Source organism: Massilia sp. TS11 (assembly GCF_022012445.1).
Taxonomy (GTDB): domain Bacteria; phylum Pseudomonadota; class Gammaproteobacteria; order Burkholderiales; family Burkholderiaceae_D; genus Telluria.
In genome coordinates this window covers 76111-90179 of record NZ_JAKLTS010000001.1, presented here as the reverse complement: position 1 = coordinate 90179, position 14069 = coordinate 76111, and the positions used below count along the sequence as shown (strand labels likewise).

Annotated in this window: 12 protein-coding genes; 9 read left to right on the top strand and 3 right to left on the bottom strand. The window is 68.0% G+C overall.

Annotation, left to right across the window (positions count from 1 at the left end):
• Positions 1–311 precede the first annotated feature (311 nt).
• From LZ005_RS00435 to glp, 8 genes are all read left to right on the top strand, one after another.
• Positions 312–3272, top strand: coding sequence for an Rne/Rng family ribonuclease (locus LZ005_RS00435; protein WP_237803063.1), 2961 nt, complete (start codon positions 312–314; stop codon positions 3270–3272).
• Positions 3273–3459: 187 nt separating this feature from the next.
• Positions 3460–3663: a hypothetical protein gene (locus LZ005_RS00430; RefSeq protein WP_237803061.1), complete on the top strand. Its 204-nt coding sequence runs from the start codon at positions 3460–3462 to the stop codon at positions 3661–3663.
• A gap of 39 nt (positions 3664–3702) precedes the next feature.
• Entirely contained in the window at positions 3703–4248 is a 546-nt protein-coding gene (cysC, locus tag LZ005_RS00425; protein ID WP_237803054.1) for an adenylyl-sulfate kinase, read from the top strand.
• Between the two features lie 71 nt (positions 4249–4319).
• Positions 4320–4712: an antitoxin Xre/MbcA/ParS toxin-binding domain-containing protein gene (locus LZ005_RS00420; protein ID WP_237803046.1), complete on the top strand. Its 393-nt coding sequence runs from the start codon at positions 4320–4322 to the stop codon at positions 4710–4712.
• The gene (locus LZ005_RS00415; RefSeq protein WP_237803044.1) at positions 4709–5416 is read left to right on the top strand and encodes an RES family NAD+ phosphorylase; all 708 of its coding nucleotides are present in this window, start codon (positions 4709–4711) and stop codon (positions 5414–5416) included. The genes LZ005_RS00420 and LZ005_RS00415 overlap by 4 nt, the downstream gene beginning before the upstream one ends.
• A gap of 58 nt (positions 5417–5474) precedes the next feature.
• Positions 5475–6803 carry a chromate efflux transporter gene (chrA, locus tag LZ005_RS00410; protein ID WP_237803042.1) on the top strand — a complete coding sequence of 443 codons (1329 nt, stop codon included), beginning with the start codon at positions 5475–5477 and terminating at the stop codon, positions 6801–6803.
• Complete coding sequence (moaA, locus tag LZ005_RS00405; RefSeq protein WP_237803040.1) at positions 6796–7893, top strand: GTP 3',8-cyclase MoaA; 1098 nt, start codon at positions 6796–6798, stop codon at positions 7891–7893. Before chrA ends, moaA begins: the two co-directional genes overlap by 8 nt.
• A 1-nt stretch (position 7894) precedes the next feature.
• A complete protein-coding gene (glp, locus tag LZ005_RS00400) occupies positions 7895–9745 on the top strand; it encodes a gephyrin-like molybdotransferase Glp (RefSeq protein ID WP_373889285.1) in 1851 nt (616 codons plus the stop codon).
• 136 nt (positions 9746–9881) lie between these two features.
• Here the strand turns inward: glp and LZ005_RS00395 are convergent, their stop codons facing one another.
• Genes LZ005_RS00395 through cqsA form a run of 3 tightly spaced genes read right to left on the bottom strand, consistent with a single transcriptional unit; the run spans position 9882 to position 12718 of the window.
• Positions 9882–11084: a DNA recombination protein RmuC gene (locus LZ005_RS00395; protein ID WP_237803038.1), complete on the bottom strand. Its 1203-nt coding sequence runs from the start codon at positions 11082–11084 to the stop codon at positions 9882–9884.
• 1 nt (position 11085) lies between these two features.
• Entirely contained in the window at positions 11086–11481 is a 396-nt protein-coding gene (locus tag LZ005_RS00390; protein ID WP_237803036.1) for a group II truncated hemoglobin, read from the bottom strand.
• Positions 11450–12718 carry an alpha-hydroxyketone-type quorum-sensing autoinducer synthase gene (cqsA, locus tag LZ005_RS00385; RefSeq protein WP_237803034.1) on the bottom strand — a complete coding sequence of 423 codons (1269 nt, stop codon included), beginning with the start codon at positions 12716–12718 and terminating at the stop codon, positions 11450–11452. Before cqsA ends, LZ005_RS00390 begins: the two co-directional genes overlap by 32 nt.
• 122 nt (positions 12719–12840) lie before the next feature.
• On the opposite strand from cqsA, the gene LZ005_RS00380 reads away from it, so the two are divergent.
• On the top strand, positions 12841–14067 hold the full coding sequence (locus LZ005_RS00380; protein WP_237803032.1) for a HAMP domain-containing sensor histidine kinase: 1227 nt from the start codon (positions 12841–12843) through the stop codon (positions 14065–14067).
• Positions 14068–14069: the final 2 nt, after the last annotated feature.

Here is a 14069-nt window from a genome sequence, read left to right as displayed (position 1 = left end):
AGCGCGCCTGTTTGGTGGGCTCGCCGGGTTGATGGCGCCGATAACGCTTGCCGTTTTCGCGATCGCGCCCCAGGCCGCCTTCGGGCTGGCCGGATGTGCGCCCCTGCCTGTGGCGGGGATATCGCAGGATTGTTGTTATCACTCGGTTTGACGATTGGCCCGTCTGCGCCCCGTCACGGTGGCCGCTTTTTCAGCGGTCTGGCCGTGCGTCAAGGCATACCCACCTCCCGCGTTGTCTCTCCGGCGTACTCCAACTGGTCCTGCCACCCTCACCGGTGGCTTGAACGGCCCTCGAGGCCGCGGAGTACACAATGAAACGCATGTTGTTCAACGCGACGCAGCAGGAAGAATTGCGCGTCGCCATCGTTGACGGCCAGCGCCTGATCGATATCGATATCGAGACGGCCGGGCGCGAGCAACGCAAATCCAATATCTACAAGGGCGTGATCACGCGCATCGAGCCCTCGCTCGAAGCCTGCTTCGTCAATTACGGCGAAGACCGCCACGGCTTCCTGCCGTTCAAGGAAGTGGCCCGCACCTACTTCCGCGAAGGCGTGGACGTGCGCACCGCCTCCATCAAGGAAGCCCTGCGCGAAGGCCAGGAAATCATGGTGCAGGTGGAGAAAGAGGAGCGCGGCAACAAAGGCGCCGCACTCACCTCCTTCATCTCCCTGGCCGGCCGCTACCTGGTGCTGATGCCGAATAATCCGCGTGGCGGCGGCGTCTCGCGCCGCGTCGAAGGCGAAGAACGCCAGGAACTGCGCGAAACCATGGACAAGCTGGACATCCCCGGCGGCATGTCCGTGATCGCCCGCACCGCAGGCATCGGCCGCACGGTCGAAGAACTGCAGTGGGACCTGAACTATCTGATGCAACTGTGGCGCGCCATCGAAGGCGCCGCCAAGTCGGCCTCGGGCGCCTTCCTGATCTACCAGGAATCCTCGCTCGTGATCCGCGCCATCCGCGACTACTTCCAGCCCGATATCGGCGAGATCCTGATCGATACCGACACGATCTATGAACAGGCACACCAGTTCATGAGCCATGTGATGCCGGACATGGTTCACCGCGTCAAGCGCTACAGCGACGACGTGCCCCTGTTCTCGCGTTTCCAGATTGAACACCAGATCGAGACGGCCTATTCGCGCGTCGTGCCCCTGCCCTCGGGCGGCGCGATCGTGATCGACCACACCGAGGCCCTGGTCTCGGTCGACGTCAACTCGGCCCGTGCCACGCGCGGCACCGACATCGAGACGACGGCCTTCCACACCAACTGTGAAGCGGCCGATGAAGTGGCGCGCCAGCTGCGTCTGCGCGACCTGGGCGGCCTGATCGTGATCGACTTCATCGACATGGAAGTGGCCAAGAACCAGCGCGAAGTCGAGCAGCGTCTGAAGGACGCCCTGCACCACGACCGCGCGCGTGTCCAGATGGGCAAGATTTCGCGCTTCGGCCTGATGGAGCTGTCGCGTCAGCGCCTGCGCCCCTCGCTGTCGGAAGGCAGCCACGTGGCCTGCCCGCGCTGCTCGGGCACCGGCCACATCCGCGACGCTGAGTCCTCGGCCCTGCAGGTGCTGCGCATCATCCAGGAAGAGGCGATGAAGGAAAACACCGCCACGATTCACGTCCAGGTGCCGGTCGATGTGGCCGCCTTCCTGCTGAACGAGAAACGCGGCGAAGTGATGAAGATCGAGAACCGCCACCGCATCTCGGTCACCCTGGTGCCGAACAAGCATCTGGAAACCCCGCACTACAAGCTCGAGCGCATCAAGCACGACGATCCGCGTCTGGAACTGCAGGCCGCGTCCTACACGCTGGCAGAACAGGCCGACACCGACATGGCCTTCAGCAAGCGCCAGAAGGAAGAAGCCAAGCCGCGCCAGGAAGCCGTGGTCAAGAGCATCACTCCGGCCCAGCCGGCGCCGATGGTGGACCGCGTCGAAGCCCCCAAGGCCGCCGAAGTGGTCGCCGCCCCGGTCGAGGAGGAAGGTTTCTTCAGCCGCCTGTTTGGTTTCTTCCGCAAGAAGCCGGAAGCGGTCGTCGCCGCTCCCGAAGCGGCCCCGGCCAAGAAGGAAGCTGGCGAGCGTGGCGAACGCGGCAACCGTGGTCAGCGTCAGCGCGGCCGTAACGGCCGTGGCCGTGGCGAGCGTGATGAGCAGGCCAAGGACGAGGTGACGGCCAAGCCCGAAGGTGAAAACCGCCGCCAGCGCAACAAGCCGCAGCGCGAGGGCGCCGAATCGGCCAAACCGGAACAGGCCGCTAAGGCCGAACGTCCGGAACGTGGCGAACGCGCTGAACGTGGCGAGCGTGCCGAACGTGGCGAACGCAAGCCGCGCGAACCGCGTGAGCCGCGTGAGCCGCGCGTCCAGCAGCCGGCCGCCGAGGCCAAACCGGAAGAAGCCGTCGCCGCCGCCCTGGTGGCGAATGCCGGTCCGGAACAGGCAGAGGCCCCGGCCGTGCCGAAAACCATCACCACCATTGGCCCGAACGGCGAGGAAATCGTCGAAGTGGTCGAAGGTGAAGGCGAGCCGCGCCGCCGCCGCCGTCGTGGCGGCCGTAACCGCAATCGACGCGACCGCGACCAGGCCGAACTGAGCGGCGTGGAAAGCGCCGACGGCGCCGAGGGCGAAGCCGAGGGTGCCGAAGCCGCCGAGCTGGTGGAACCGGCTCCGGCCGCAACGCCGGTGATGGTCGCTGTGGAATCGGCAGTGGAAGCCCCGGCTGCCGTGGTGACCGCGCAAGCCGCACCGGCGCCGAGCGCCGCCGATGATGTCGTCATTTCGGCACCGGTGGTGGAAGCCGCCAGCGTGGCCGATGCCGCCCCGGTGGCCGAGCCTGCCCCGGTGGCCGAGCCTGCCCCGGTGGCCGAGCCTGCCCCGGCGGCCGAAGCCGCTCCGGTGGCCGAAGCTGCACCCGCAGCGCCTGAAGCCGCTCCGGTGGCGGAAGCTGCGCCGCTGGCGCATGAAGCCGCTCCGGTGGTGGAGGCTGCGCCGGTGGTGGTGGAAGCCACCCCGGTGCTCGAATCGCCGGCGCCCGTCCAGGCTGCGCTCAATCTCGAGCCCGCACCCGTGCAAGCAGCGGCCCCGGCCGATCTGAATGCGGTGCTGGCCGCCGCCGGCCTGACCATGGCCACGACCGATCCGGAAAAACTGCGTGCTGCCAAGGAAGCCGCTGCCCAGTCCGTGCCGCCGGTCCGTGTGCCGCGTGAGCGCAAGCCGGTCCCGCCGGTCAGCAGCGAGCCGCTGGTCCAGGTGCACACGCGCGCCGACTAAACTGGCCTAGCCGGTCATCAAGCAAGGGGAGCTGCGGCTCCCCTTCTTTTTTTCCAAGAAACCACACATTGATGAAAATCAAATCCGAAGCGCTTTTAGGACTTACACTGATCCCCATGTAGGAATCGGCCTAATGCAGAAGGGTGATTGACGACAGGGGCTTACACGAACTCCGAGGAGCGCGAACATGAAAGTCAGTCAGGCAAATGAGGAAGGTAGTAGCGCGGCCCAAGACCACTATGGCGACGTCTGCCTGGCCCTGGCGCTGCAGCGCTGGCGCGGGCCATTGACGGCCACCGATGTGCGCATGCGGGCCTTGCGCCAGCGCCAGAACGGGTATCTGGCCTGGCTGGCGAAAGGTGGCTTTCAACGAGTGGAAGACGCCCTGTAAAGACTGGTCACTTCAGCGCGCATCGCATACGATAGCGCGATGAATTATTCTACGACCCAGCCAAAGGGTTTAGTCATTTGGCTCACGGGGCTTTCGGGCGCCGGCAAATCTACGCTGGCGCTGCAACTGCAAGCACAACTTCGGGCACGCGGCCACGCCAGCGTGATTTTGGACGGCGACGACATGCGCGACCGTCTCTGCAAGGACCTTGGCTTCAGCCGCGAAGACAGGATGGAAAACGTCCGCCGCGCCGGCGAAATTGCACGCCTGGTCGCCCAATCGGGCGTGCACGCGATTGTGGCTCTGGTATCGCCCTATCAGGCGGCACGCGACCAGGTGCGCGCGCTGATGCCGGCGGGTGAATTCCTGGAAGTCTTTTGCGCCTGCCCGCTCGACGTCTGCGCCAAACGCGATGTGAAGGGCCTGTACCGGCGCGCACAGGCCGGTGGCATTGCCAATTTCACCGGCGTCAGCGACCCTTACGAAGCGCCCGCCGCGCCCGAACTCGTGCTCAATAGCGCGGTCGAATCGGTGGACGAAAGCCTGGCCAGACTGCTGGCCCTGATCGAAGCCCGGCTGGACTGATTCGTTTCGATCGCAACACATTCTGCAAGCTTCGCAACAACCGTCTATACTGGCTGGCAGGAGGAACTGCCATGCCAGCCCTTGCCGACAGCTTTAGCGCCCCCAGCACCGACCGCAGCGCCCTGGCCCGCATGGTCATGACGCTGCTCGACCATTGGCAATTGTCGACCGAGGACCAGGCCAGCCTGCTCGGCCTCGCGCCGAGCAACCGCGCCGCTCTGGCGCGCTACCGCAAGGGCGAACCGATCGGCACCAGCCGCGACCAGTTCGAGCGCGTCGGCCATCTGCTCGGCATCCACAAGAACCTGCGCCTGCTGTTCCCGCACAACCGCGAGCTGGCCTACCGCTGGATGAGCACGCGCAACCGCGCCTTCGACCAGCGCACGCCGGTCGAGGTGGTCAGCGAATGGGGCTTTGCCGGCTTGCTGATGGTGCGCGCCTATCTCGACCGGGCACGCGGATGAGTTCCATCTTCAGCGGCCTCGCCCTGGTCGAGGTCGATGCGCGCCTGCTGCGCAATATCGTCTCGCTGCGCGTCAGCGAAGACCTGTTCGACGACCTCAGCCCAGCAGCGGCCGACTGGGCCCTGGCCCAGCAGGTCGAAGACGCCAGCAAGCCGCCGGTCTACCGCTCGCCCCAGCCCGTGATCGACCGCCCGTTTGAGGACGCGGCCTGGTTCAATGCCATCCAGTGGCCGTTCGCGCACTGGCAGCAGAGCCGTTTTTCCGACGGCCGCTACGGGGTCTGGTACGGCAGCGACAGCGTCGAGACCACGGCCTGGGAAACGGCCTGGCACTGGTATCACGGCCTGATCCGCGACGCCGGTTTCGAACACGAGGCCGTGACGGCCGAGCGCCGCATCTACACCGTGCATTGCCGCGCCGCCCTGCTCGACCTGCGCCCCAAGGCGGCCGACTTTCCCGACCTGCTGCACAAGAGCGATTACAGTTTCGCGCAGTCGGTCGGCGCGCGCATCCGCCACGAAGGCCACCCCGGCCTGGTGACGCTGTCGGCGCGCCGCAGCGGCGGCGAAAACACCGTCATTTTCAATCCCGCCGTGCTGAGCCAGCCGCGCCACCACGCCTACCTGAGCTACAAGCTGCAGGGCGGGCAGATCCGCGTCGAACGCACGCCGGGCCGGCGCTGGTTCGACATCCCGATCACCTGATCCGGCGTAAACACGTACAATCTCCGCCATTGCATTTGACGCCGCCCTTATCTGACGCATGAGCACCAGCGCAGCGCTGCCCAAGGATCAGCTCCCCGCCGCCCTCACGCTCGGCCAGGCCTTCTGGTACTGGCTGAAGCTCGGCTGCATCAGCTTTGGCGGACCGGCCGGGCAGATCGCGCTGATGCATGCGGAACTGGTCGAGCGGCGCCGCTGGATGTCGGAGCAGCGCTTCCTGCATGCCCTCAATTACTGCATGCTGCTGCCGGGGCCCGAGGCGACCCAGCTGGCCATCTACATCGGCTGGCTGATGCACCGCCTGCCCGGCGCACTGGTGGCCGGCGTGCTGTTCGTGCTGCCGGCCCTGCTGCTGCTGGTTGCGCTCAGCTGGATCTATCTGGCGTTCGGCCACCTGCCGGCCGTGGCAGGCGTGCTGTACGGCGTCAAACCCGCCGTCGTGGCGATCGTGCTGGCCGCCGCCTGGCGCATCGCCGGCCGCACGCTGCGCAATCCGCTGCTGATGGCCCTGGCCGTGCTGGCCTTTGCCGCCATCAGCTGGTTTGCCCTGCCCTTCCCCGCCATTGTGCTGGCGGCCGCACTGATCGGCTGGGGCGGCGGCCGCTGGACGCCGCACTACTTCCGCGCGGGCGGACACGCCGGCGCACCGCACGCCTCCTACGGCCGCGCCCTGATCGATGACGACACCCCGACGCCGCCGCATGCCCTGTTCTCCTGGCGGCGTCTGGCCTGGACGGCTGCCTTCGGTCTGCAGCTCGGCGTCTACAGCTGGGTCGCACTGGTCCGGCATTACGGCCACGACACCACCTTCCCGCTGATGGCCGGCTTCTTCAGCAAGGCCGCCCTGCTCACCTTCGGCGGCGCGTATGCGGTGCTGCCCTACGTGGTGCAAGGCGCGGTCGACACCTGGCACTGGCTGACGCCGGCCCAGATGATCGATGGCCTGGCCCTGGGCGAGAGCACGCCCGGCCCGCTGATCATGATCGTCACCTTCGTCGGCTTCCTCGGCGGCTGGCAGACCGGCGGCGCCGGCGGCGCCCTGCTCGGCGCCTGGGTCGCCACCTTCTTCACCTTTCTGCCCTCCTTCGTGTTCATTCTGGCCGGCGGGCCGCTGGTCGAATCGACGCGCGGCAACGTGCGCCTGACCGCGCCGCTGACGGCGATTTCGGCAGCCGTGGTCGGCGTCATCCTCAGCCTGGCCGTGTTCTTTGGCCAGCACGTGTTCGTGCAGGCCGGCGCCATCGACTGGCGCGCGCTGGCCCTGTTCGGCGCGGCCTGCCTGCTGCTATTCCGCTTCAAAGCCAGCACCCTGCAGGTGGTGGGCGCCTGTGCGTTTGCGGGCCTCATGCTATCGTATGCACATGTCTAAGACCATCCCCATCCAGCCGGCCCCGGCCCGCCTCGACGCCGCGCCCGAAACGCCGCGCGGTCTGCTGGCCGACCAGCTGGCGCGCCCGCTGCGCGACCTGCGCATCTCGATCACCGACCGCTGCAATTTCCGCTGCGTCTACTGCATGCCCAAGCACGTGTTCGACAAGGACTACGTCTACCTGCCGCACAGCGCCCTGCTGTCGTTCGAGGAAATTACGCGGGTGGCGCGCGTGTTCGTCGCCCACGGCGTCGAAAAAATCCGCCTGACCGGCGGCGAGCCGCTGCTGCGCAAAAACATGGAAGACCTGGTGGCCATGCTGGCCGCACTGCGCACGCCGGCCGGACAGCCGCTCGACCTGACCCTGACCACGAATGGCGCGCTGCTGGCGAAAAAAGCGCGCGGCCTCAAGGCGGCCGGCCTGCAGCGCATCACCGTCTCGCTCGACGCGCTCGACGACGCCACCTTCAAGCGCATGAACGACGTCGACTTCGCCGTGGCCGATGTGCTGGACGGGATCGCCGCCGCGCATGCGGCCGGCCTCGGCCCGATCAAGATCAACATGGTGGTCAAGCGCGGCATGAACGACGACCAGGTGCTGCCAATGGCGCGCCACTTCAAAGCCACGCCGCACGTGCTGCGCTTTATCGAATACATGGACGTCGGCGCCTCGAACGGCTGGCGCATGGATGAAGTGCTGCCCTCGGCCGAGATCGTGCGCCGCATCAGCGCCGACATGCCGCTCGAGCCGATCGCCCCCAACTACAGCGGCGAAACCGCGTCGCGCTACCGCTACCGCGACGGCGGCGGCGAAATCGGCCTGATCTCCAGCGTCACCCAGGCCTTCTGCCAGGACTGCACGCGCGCGCGCCTGTCCACCGAGGGCAAGCTGTATACCTGCCTGTTCGCCAGCAGCGGCCACGACCTGCGCGCGCTGCTGCGCGGCGGCGCCAGCGATGCCGAACTGGCCGGCGCCATCGGCCAGATCTGGCGCGGCCGCGCCGACCGCTATTCGGAGCTGCGCACCGCTGCCACGCCCGGTCTGGGCGACGGCGCGCGCAAGGTCGAAATGTCCTACATCGGCGGCTAAGGTGGACGAACGCATCAGCGCCGTGCTGCTGGCCGGCGGCCGCGGCAGCCGCATGGGCGAGGCCGACAAAGGCCTGCAACTGCTGCGGGGACGGCCGCTGATCGAACACGTGCTCGAGCGCCTGCGTCCCCAGTGCGCCCAGATCAGCATCAGCGCCAACCGCAACGGCGACCGCTACGCCGCCTACGGCCATCCGGTGCTGCCCGATCGGCTGCCGGGATTCGCCGGCCCCCTGGCCGGACTCGAGCGCGCCCTGAGCGCGGCGCGCACGCCGCTGCTGCTGGTCGTGCCCTGCGATCTGCCCTTCCTGCCAGCCGACCTGGCCGCGCGCCTGCTGGCCGCGCTCGAAGCCGAGCAGGCCGATCTGGCTGTCGCCGTCACCGAGGACGACGGCCAGCTACGCCTGCACCCGACCTGCAGTTTGCTCAAGACCGCACTGGCGCCGCAGTTACAGGCCTATCTGGCCGGCGGCGGGCGTAAAATGCGTGGGTGGTGGCCCGGCCTGAAGGTGGCCGAAGTCCGCTTTCCGGATGCCGCCGCCTTCCGCAACATGAACAGCCGCGCCGACCTGCACACCTTCGCCATGCCCAGCCTGAGCCAAGCCACCGCCACCCTGCCCAGCTACGATCCTGACGCGATGAGCGTGCCAGCCGCCCAGCGCGTGATCCAGGCCATGCTGAACCCCGTCCCCGAGGTCGAAGCCCTGCCGCTGGCCCAGGCCCTGGGGCGCGTACTGGCGCAGGACCTGATGTCCCCGATCGACGTGCCCGCGCACGACAACTCCGCCATGGACGGCTACGCGCTGCGCGGCGCCGACCTGCCCGCCAGCGGCAGCGCCAGCCTGCGCGTGAGCGGCACCGCCTACGCCGGCCAGCCCTATACCGGCAGCGTCGCCGCCGGCGCCTGCGTACGCATCATGACCGGGGCCGTGATGCCGGACGGCTGCGACACCGTCATCCCTTTTGAGCTGGTCAGCGCGGCCGACGCCGCCGCCATCACGATCACGGCCGGCAGCGTGCGTCCCGGCGCCAACCGCCGCTTCGCCGGCGAAGACCTGCGCGCCGGCCGCCCCGCCCTGCACGCCGGCCGCGTGCTGCGCCCGGCCGACCTCGGCCTCATCGCCTCGCTCGGCATCGCCAGCGTGAGCGTGCGGCGGCGCCTGAAAGTGGCCGTCTTCTCCACCGGCGACGAACTGCGCGCGGCCGGCGAGCCGCTTGGCCCCGGCGCCATCTACGACAGCAACCGCAGCAGCGTGTGCGCGATGCTCGCCCGCCTCGGCTGCGAGGTGCGCGACCTCGGCATCGTGCGCGACGACCCCGACGCGCTCGAAGCCGCGCTGCGCGCCGCCAGTGCCGACGCGGACGCCATCATCACCAGCGGCGGCGTCTCCAGCGGCGACGCCGACCACACGCGCGCCGTGCTGGCACGCCTGGGCGAAGTCGCCTTCTGGAAGCTGGCCATGCGCCCCGGCCGTCCGCTCGCATTCGGCCGCATCGGCGCGCGCGCCATGCTGTTCGGCCTGCCCGGCAATCCGGTCGCGACCATGATTTCCTTCTACTTTTTCGTGCGCGAGGCGCTGCTGACGATGATGGGCGCGAGCCTGCCGCTGCCACTGCTGCGCGTGCGCAGCCAAGGCCCGATCCGCAAGAGGCCCGGGCGCACCGAATACCAGCGCGGCATCGTCGAGCTGGGCGGCGACGGCCGCCAGCACGTGCGCCTGACGGGCAACCAAGGCAGCGGCATCCTGCGCTCGATGGTCGAAGCCAACTGCATCGTCGTGCTACCGGCCGAGCAAGGCGACCTCGCCGCCGGCGACGAAGTCGACATCCTCCTCTTCGACGGCCTCGTATAACGGAACGGGGTCAGGTCCGGCAATCGGACATCTGAGAACTTTCCGCCACCAGACTTGTCGCGCGAACGACGAGACAATCGGCAGCAGCCAAAGTTCTCAGATGTCCGATTGCCGGACCTGACACCGTTCAGGATTGTTAGTCGGGGCCGATCAGGCGTTCGGCTTCGTCGGCGGGCAGGGCTTCGACGGTCTTGAGCTTGCGCGCCATCTGGCGGCTGCGCACTTCGGCGCTCTCGATCTTGCGTGCGGCCTGCTCGAGCGATTGGCGCGTGGCCGACAGGACGTCGCCGAATTTGCCGAACTCGGTCTTCACTGCCCCCAGCACCTGCCAGACGTCGGAGGCGCGCTTTTCCAGCGCCAGAGTGCGGAATCCCATCTGCAGGCTGTTCAGCAAGGCCAGCAGGGTCGAGGGGCCGGCGACGCTCACGCGCTGCTGCCGCTGCAGCTCGTCCACCAGGCCGCTGCGCTTGACCACCTCGGCGTACAGGCCTTCGGTTGGCAGGAACAGGATCGCGAAATCGGTCGTGTGCGGCGGCGCCAGGTATTTTTCGGCGATCGTGCGCGCCTCGTGGCGCACGGCCTTCTCCAGCTCGCGCCCGGCCTGGGCCACGCCCTCGGCATCGGCCTGCTCGGCCGCGTCGAGCAGGCGCTCGTACTGCTCCTTGGGGAATTTGGCGTCGATCGGCATCCACACGGGCTGGCCGCCTTCGCTGCCGCCCGGCAGGCGCAGCGCGAATTCGACGCGCGCGCCGCTGCCGGGGATGGTCTCGACATTCTTCGCGTACTGCTCGGGCGTGAGCATCTGCTCGAGCAGCATCTCGAGCTGCACTTCGCCCCAGGTGCCGCGTGTTTTCACGTTCGTCAGCACGCGCTTCAGATCGCCCACGCCGACGGCCAGCTGCTGCATCTCGCCCAGGCCCTGGTGCACTTTCTCGAGCCGCTCGCTGACCTGGCGGAAGGACTCGCTCAGGCGCGTCTCGAGCGTGGTTTGCAGCTTCTCGTCGACGGTCTCGCGCATCGCGTCGAGCCGGCGCGCGTTATCGTTCTGCAGATCGCTGATCTTCATCTCGAGCGTGGCGCGCACTTCGAGCAGGCGCCGCGCGTTCGACTCGGTCAGATTGCTGATCACCTGGTTCAGCGAATCGCCCACGCGTTTGAGACTGGCGCTTTGCTCGTCGCGGCTTTGGGCGAGCAGCGCGGCCAGCTCCTGGCGCGTGCTGGCCAGTTCGCGCCGCAGTTCGCGCTCGATCTCGCCGCGCCCGCGCAGCATGGCCAGCACCTGCAGCGCGACCACCACGCCGCCGAGCAGCAGCAGCACGAGGAATTCGGTCTGCCCCATGTCAGCCGGCCTTGTTGCGCATCCAGTCGGCGGTCTGGAAAAAGGCCTGCATCAGCTGCAGGCGCAGCTCCTGCTCGATGCCGCACTCTTCCAGCGCCCAGGCCATGCAGCGCAGCCACTGATCGCGCTCGCTGGTGCCGATGGCGAACGGCAGATGGCGCGCGCGCAGCATCGGGTGGCCGTACTTTTCGATGAACAGACTGGGCCCGCCGGTCCAGCCGCTCAGGAACATGAACAGCTTCTCGCGCGAGCTGTCGTCGGGCCGCGGGTGCATGGCGGCGATACCGGCGAACTCGGGTTCGAGCGCCATCAGGTCGTAAAAACGGTCGACGATCTCGCGCAGCTTGTCGGCGCCGCCGAGGATCTCATACAGGGTGGGGGTGTTCGTTTCGCTCATCCTGGCATGATAGCGCAGCGGCCGCGGTCCGTGGCCGCGCCCAGGCCTGCAGCTCGACCTCGGCGCGCATGTCGGCGCAGGCCGCCAGCAGGCGCGCGATATCGGCCTGACTGAGGCCGGCGTTCAGAGTCAGGCGCACCAGCGAGCGGTTCTTGGCCGTGGCCGGCGCGCAGAACACGGCGCCGTAGATGCCGCGCCGCTCGAGGGCCTTGCGCAGCACCAGCGTGCGCGGCTCGGGCCCGGCCTCGAGGGCGATAATCTGCTCGGTGCCGCTGTCGACCGGATAGCCGAGTGCGCGCAGGCCGCTGCGCACCTGACGCGTGTGGCGGCGCAGCGCGGCGCGGCGCTCCTCGGCGTCCTCGATCAGGGTCAGCGCAGCATCGAACCAGGCCAGCTCGTGATCGAGCAGGCAGGAGCTGAAGATCGCCGGCCGCGAGGCCGACAGAAAATAGCCTTTGAACTCGGGCGAGCAGCTGACCAGGCCCGCGCGCCCGGCGAAGGCCTTGGCCAGCGAGGCGGTGCGAAAGTGCACGCGCTCGGTCAGCCCATGCGCCACCACCAGACCGGCCCCGCCGGGACCGTGGGTGCCGAGCGAATGCGATTCGTCCACCACCAGCACCGAACCACTGGCCTCGGCCAGCGCCACCACCTCGGGCAGCGGCGCCAGTGCGCCATTGGTGCTGTACAGCGCATCGACCACGATCACGCCGGCGCCATGCCGGTTCAGCTGGCGCGCCAGGTGGCGCATATCGTTATGCAGGAAGCCGATGCCCTGCGCGCCGGCCGACTGCACGCCCTCCCACAGCGAGGCATGGGCCAGCATGTCGAGGTAGACCGGCACGCCCGGCCCGGCCAGGCTTTGCAGGAGGCCGACATTGGCGGCCCAGCCGGACTGGGTCAGCACGGCGTCGCCGGCGCCGAGAAAATCCGCCAGCCGCGCCTCCAGCCGGTGCTGGCGGCTGCCCGCCTGCAGGAACACCGAGGACATCAGCAGGCTCCCGTCCTGCGCCAGCAGGCTGCGCGCCTGCGCTGTGCGCAAAGCCGGCTCGCGCAGCAGGCACAGATAGTCGTTACTGGCCAGGTAAAGCGCGTCCTGCGGGGCCGGCGCCCACACATGCATATGCTCGCCGCCGAGCAGCTTCTGCACGCGCTCGACGTAGTGATCGTCCATGCGGCGGGTGATAAACGGTGGCAGGCGGCGCTCGGCCGGGGCGGGGGTCTTGCGGATGGCGGTCATAGCTTCCTCCGAATGAATAAGGAGTTCCATTTTCGTTAGCGCTATAACAAGCCGCCTGAACACCAGACCGAGGTTTGAGAAATATCAAATGGCCCACCCTGCGTTCTTGATATACCTCAACTATGCCGACGACCGCGATTTCCGATCCTTCCGACCCCTGGCTGCGTCCGATGCAGCGCTTTGCGCGCGGCTGGCTGTACAGCACGCACCGCCATGGCGACGTCACCATGCGCCTGATGGCCCTGGCCTGGGTGGCCGTGATCGGCATGCCGCTCTACTTCCTGGTCTGGACCATGTGGTTCCCCCAGCCCTACGAGAACCTGGGCCTGCGCCTGACCGGAGTGCTGATCTGCCTGCCCGCGCTGTTCCTGCGCGAGCGCATGCCGGCGCGCCTGCTGGCGCCCTACCTGTTTCTCGGTCTGTGCTTCGAGCTGCCCTTCTTCTTCACCTTCATGTACCTGATGAACGGGGCCTCGCCCGTCTGGTCGCAGTCGCTGCTGATCGCGCTGATCGTGCTGTTTCACTTCCCGACTGCGATGGCCCTGGGCGCCTACCTGCTCGGCACGGCGGCGGCGGCCCTGCTGGCCTGGTCGCTGGCGCCGGACGCGCCGCTGTTCTCCAGCGCCGTACTGGCCCAATGGCCCGTGCATGTCTTCACCATCGTGGTGATTTCGCTGGCCAAGGTGGGACGGCGCGTGCTGGAGCAGGAAAAGCTGGCCGGCATGGCCCAGGGTCTGGCGACCGTCTCGCACGAACTGCGCACGCCGCTGGCCAGCGTGGAGGCCAATGCGCGCGGGCTCACGCGCCAGCTCCAGCATCCGGCGCTGGAGCGCATCCAGTTCGAGGTGCGCCACATGAATCAGCTGATCGAGCTGTTTCTGTTGTCGGCCAGCGCGATCGAACGCCGTCCGGCCGATACGGAGACGGTATCGGTGCGCGCCGCCCTCGAGGCCATGCTCGAGCGCTATCCGTTCACCGGCGAGGAGCAGCGCGCTGCGGTCGCCATCCAGATTCGCCACGAGCTGCAGTTTCACGGCCAGCAGGAATTGTGCGTGGTGGTGCTGCTTAACCTGCTGCGCAATGCCTTCAAGGCGATCCGCCGCGCCGGCAAGGGGCGCGTGCGCGTCATCGTCGACAAGCGCCGCCTGCTGTTCATCGACACCGGCTGCGGCATCGGGCCCGACGCCCTGCCTGTGATTTTCGACCGCTTTGTCAGCTTCCCCGCGGGCTCCGGATCGGGCATCGGCCTGGCCCTGTGCCGCGACATCCTGCACGCCTGGCACGCGCGCATCCGCTGCCTGTCCCGCGCAGGCGCCTACACCATCATGGTCATCGACTTTCCGGAGTGAGT

Bases quoted from the DNA above. Each gene is read 5' to 3' on its own strand.
- LZ005_RS00435 (WP_237803063.1), top strand. From the start codon at position 312: ATGAAACGCATGTTGTTCAACGCGACGCAGCAGGAAGAATTGCGCGTC.
- LZ005_RS00430 (WP_237803061.1), top strand. From the start codon at position 3,460: ATGAAAGTCAGTCAGGCAAATGAGGAAGGTAGTAGCGCGGCCCAAGAC.
- cysC (WP_237803054.1), top strand. From the start codon at position 3,703: ATGAATTATTCTACGACCCAGCCAAAGGGTTTAGTCATTTGGCTCACG.
- LZ005_RS00420 (WP_237803046.1), top strand. From the start codon at position 4,320: ATGCCAGCCCTTGCCGACAGCTTTAGCGCCCCCAGCACCGACCGCAGC.
- LZ005_RS00415 (WP_237803044.1), top strand. From the start codon at position 4,709: ATGAGTTCCATCTTCAGCGGCCTCGCCCTGGTCGAGGTCGATGCGCGC.
- chrA (WP_237803042.1), top strand. From the start codon at position 5,475: ATGAGCACCAGCGCAGCGCTGCCCAAGGATCAGCTCCCCGCCGCCCTC.
- moaA (WP_237803040.1), top strand. From the start codon at position 6,796: ATGTCTAAGACCATCCCCATCCAGCCGGCCCCGGCCCGCCTCGACGCC.
- LZ005_RS00395 (WP_237803038.1), bottom strand. From the start codon at position 11,084: ATGGGGCAGACCGAATTCCTCGTGCTGCTGCTGCTCGGCGGCGTGGTG.
- LZ005_RS00390 (WP_237803036.1), bottom strand. From the start codon at position 11,481: ATGAGCGAAACGAACACCCCCACCCTGTATGAGATCCTCGGCGGCGCC.
- cqsA (WP_237803034.1), bottom strand. From the start codon at position 12,718: ATGACCGCCATCCGCAAGACCCCCGCCCCGGCCGAGCGCCGCCTGCCA.
- LZ005_RS00380 (WP_237803032.1), top strand. From the start codon at position 12,841: ATGCCGACGACCGCGATTTCCGATCCTTCCGACCCCTGGCTGCGTCCG.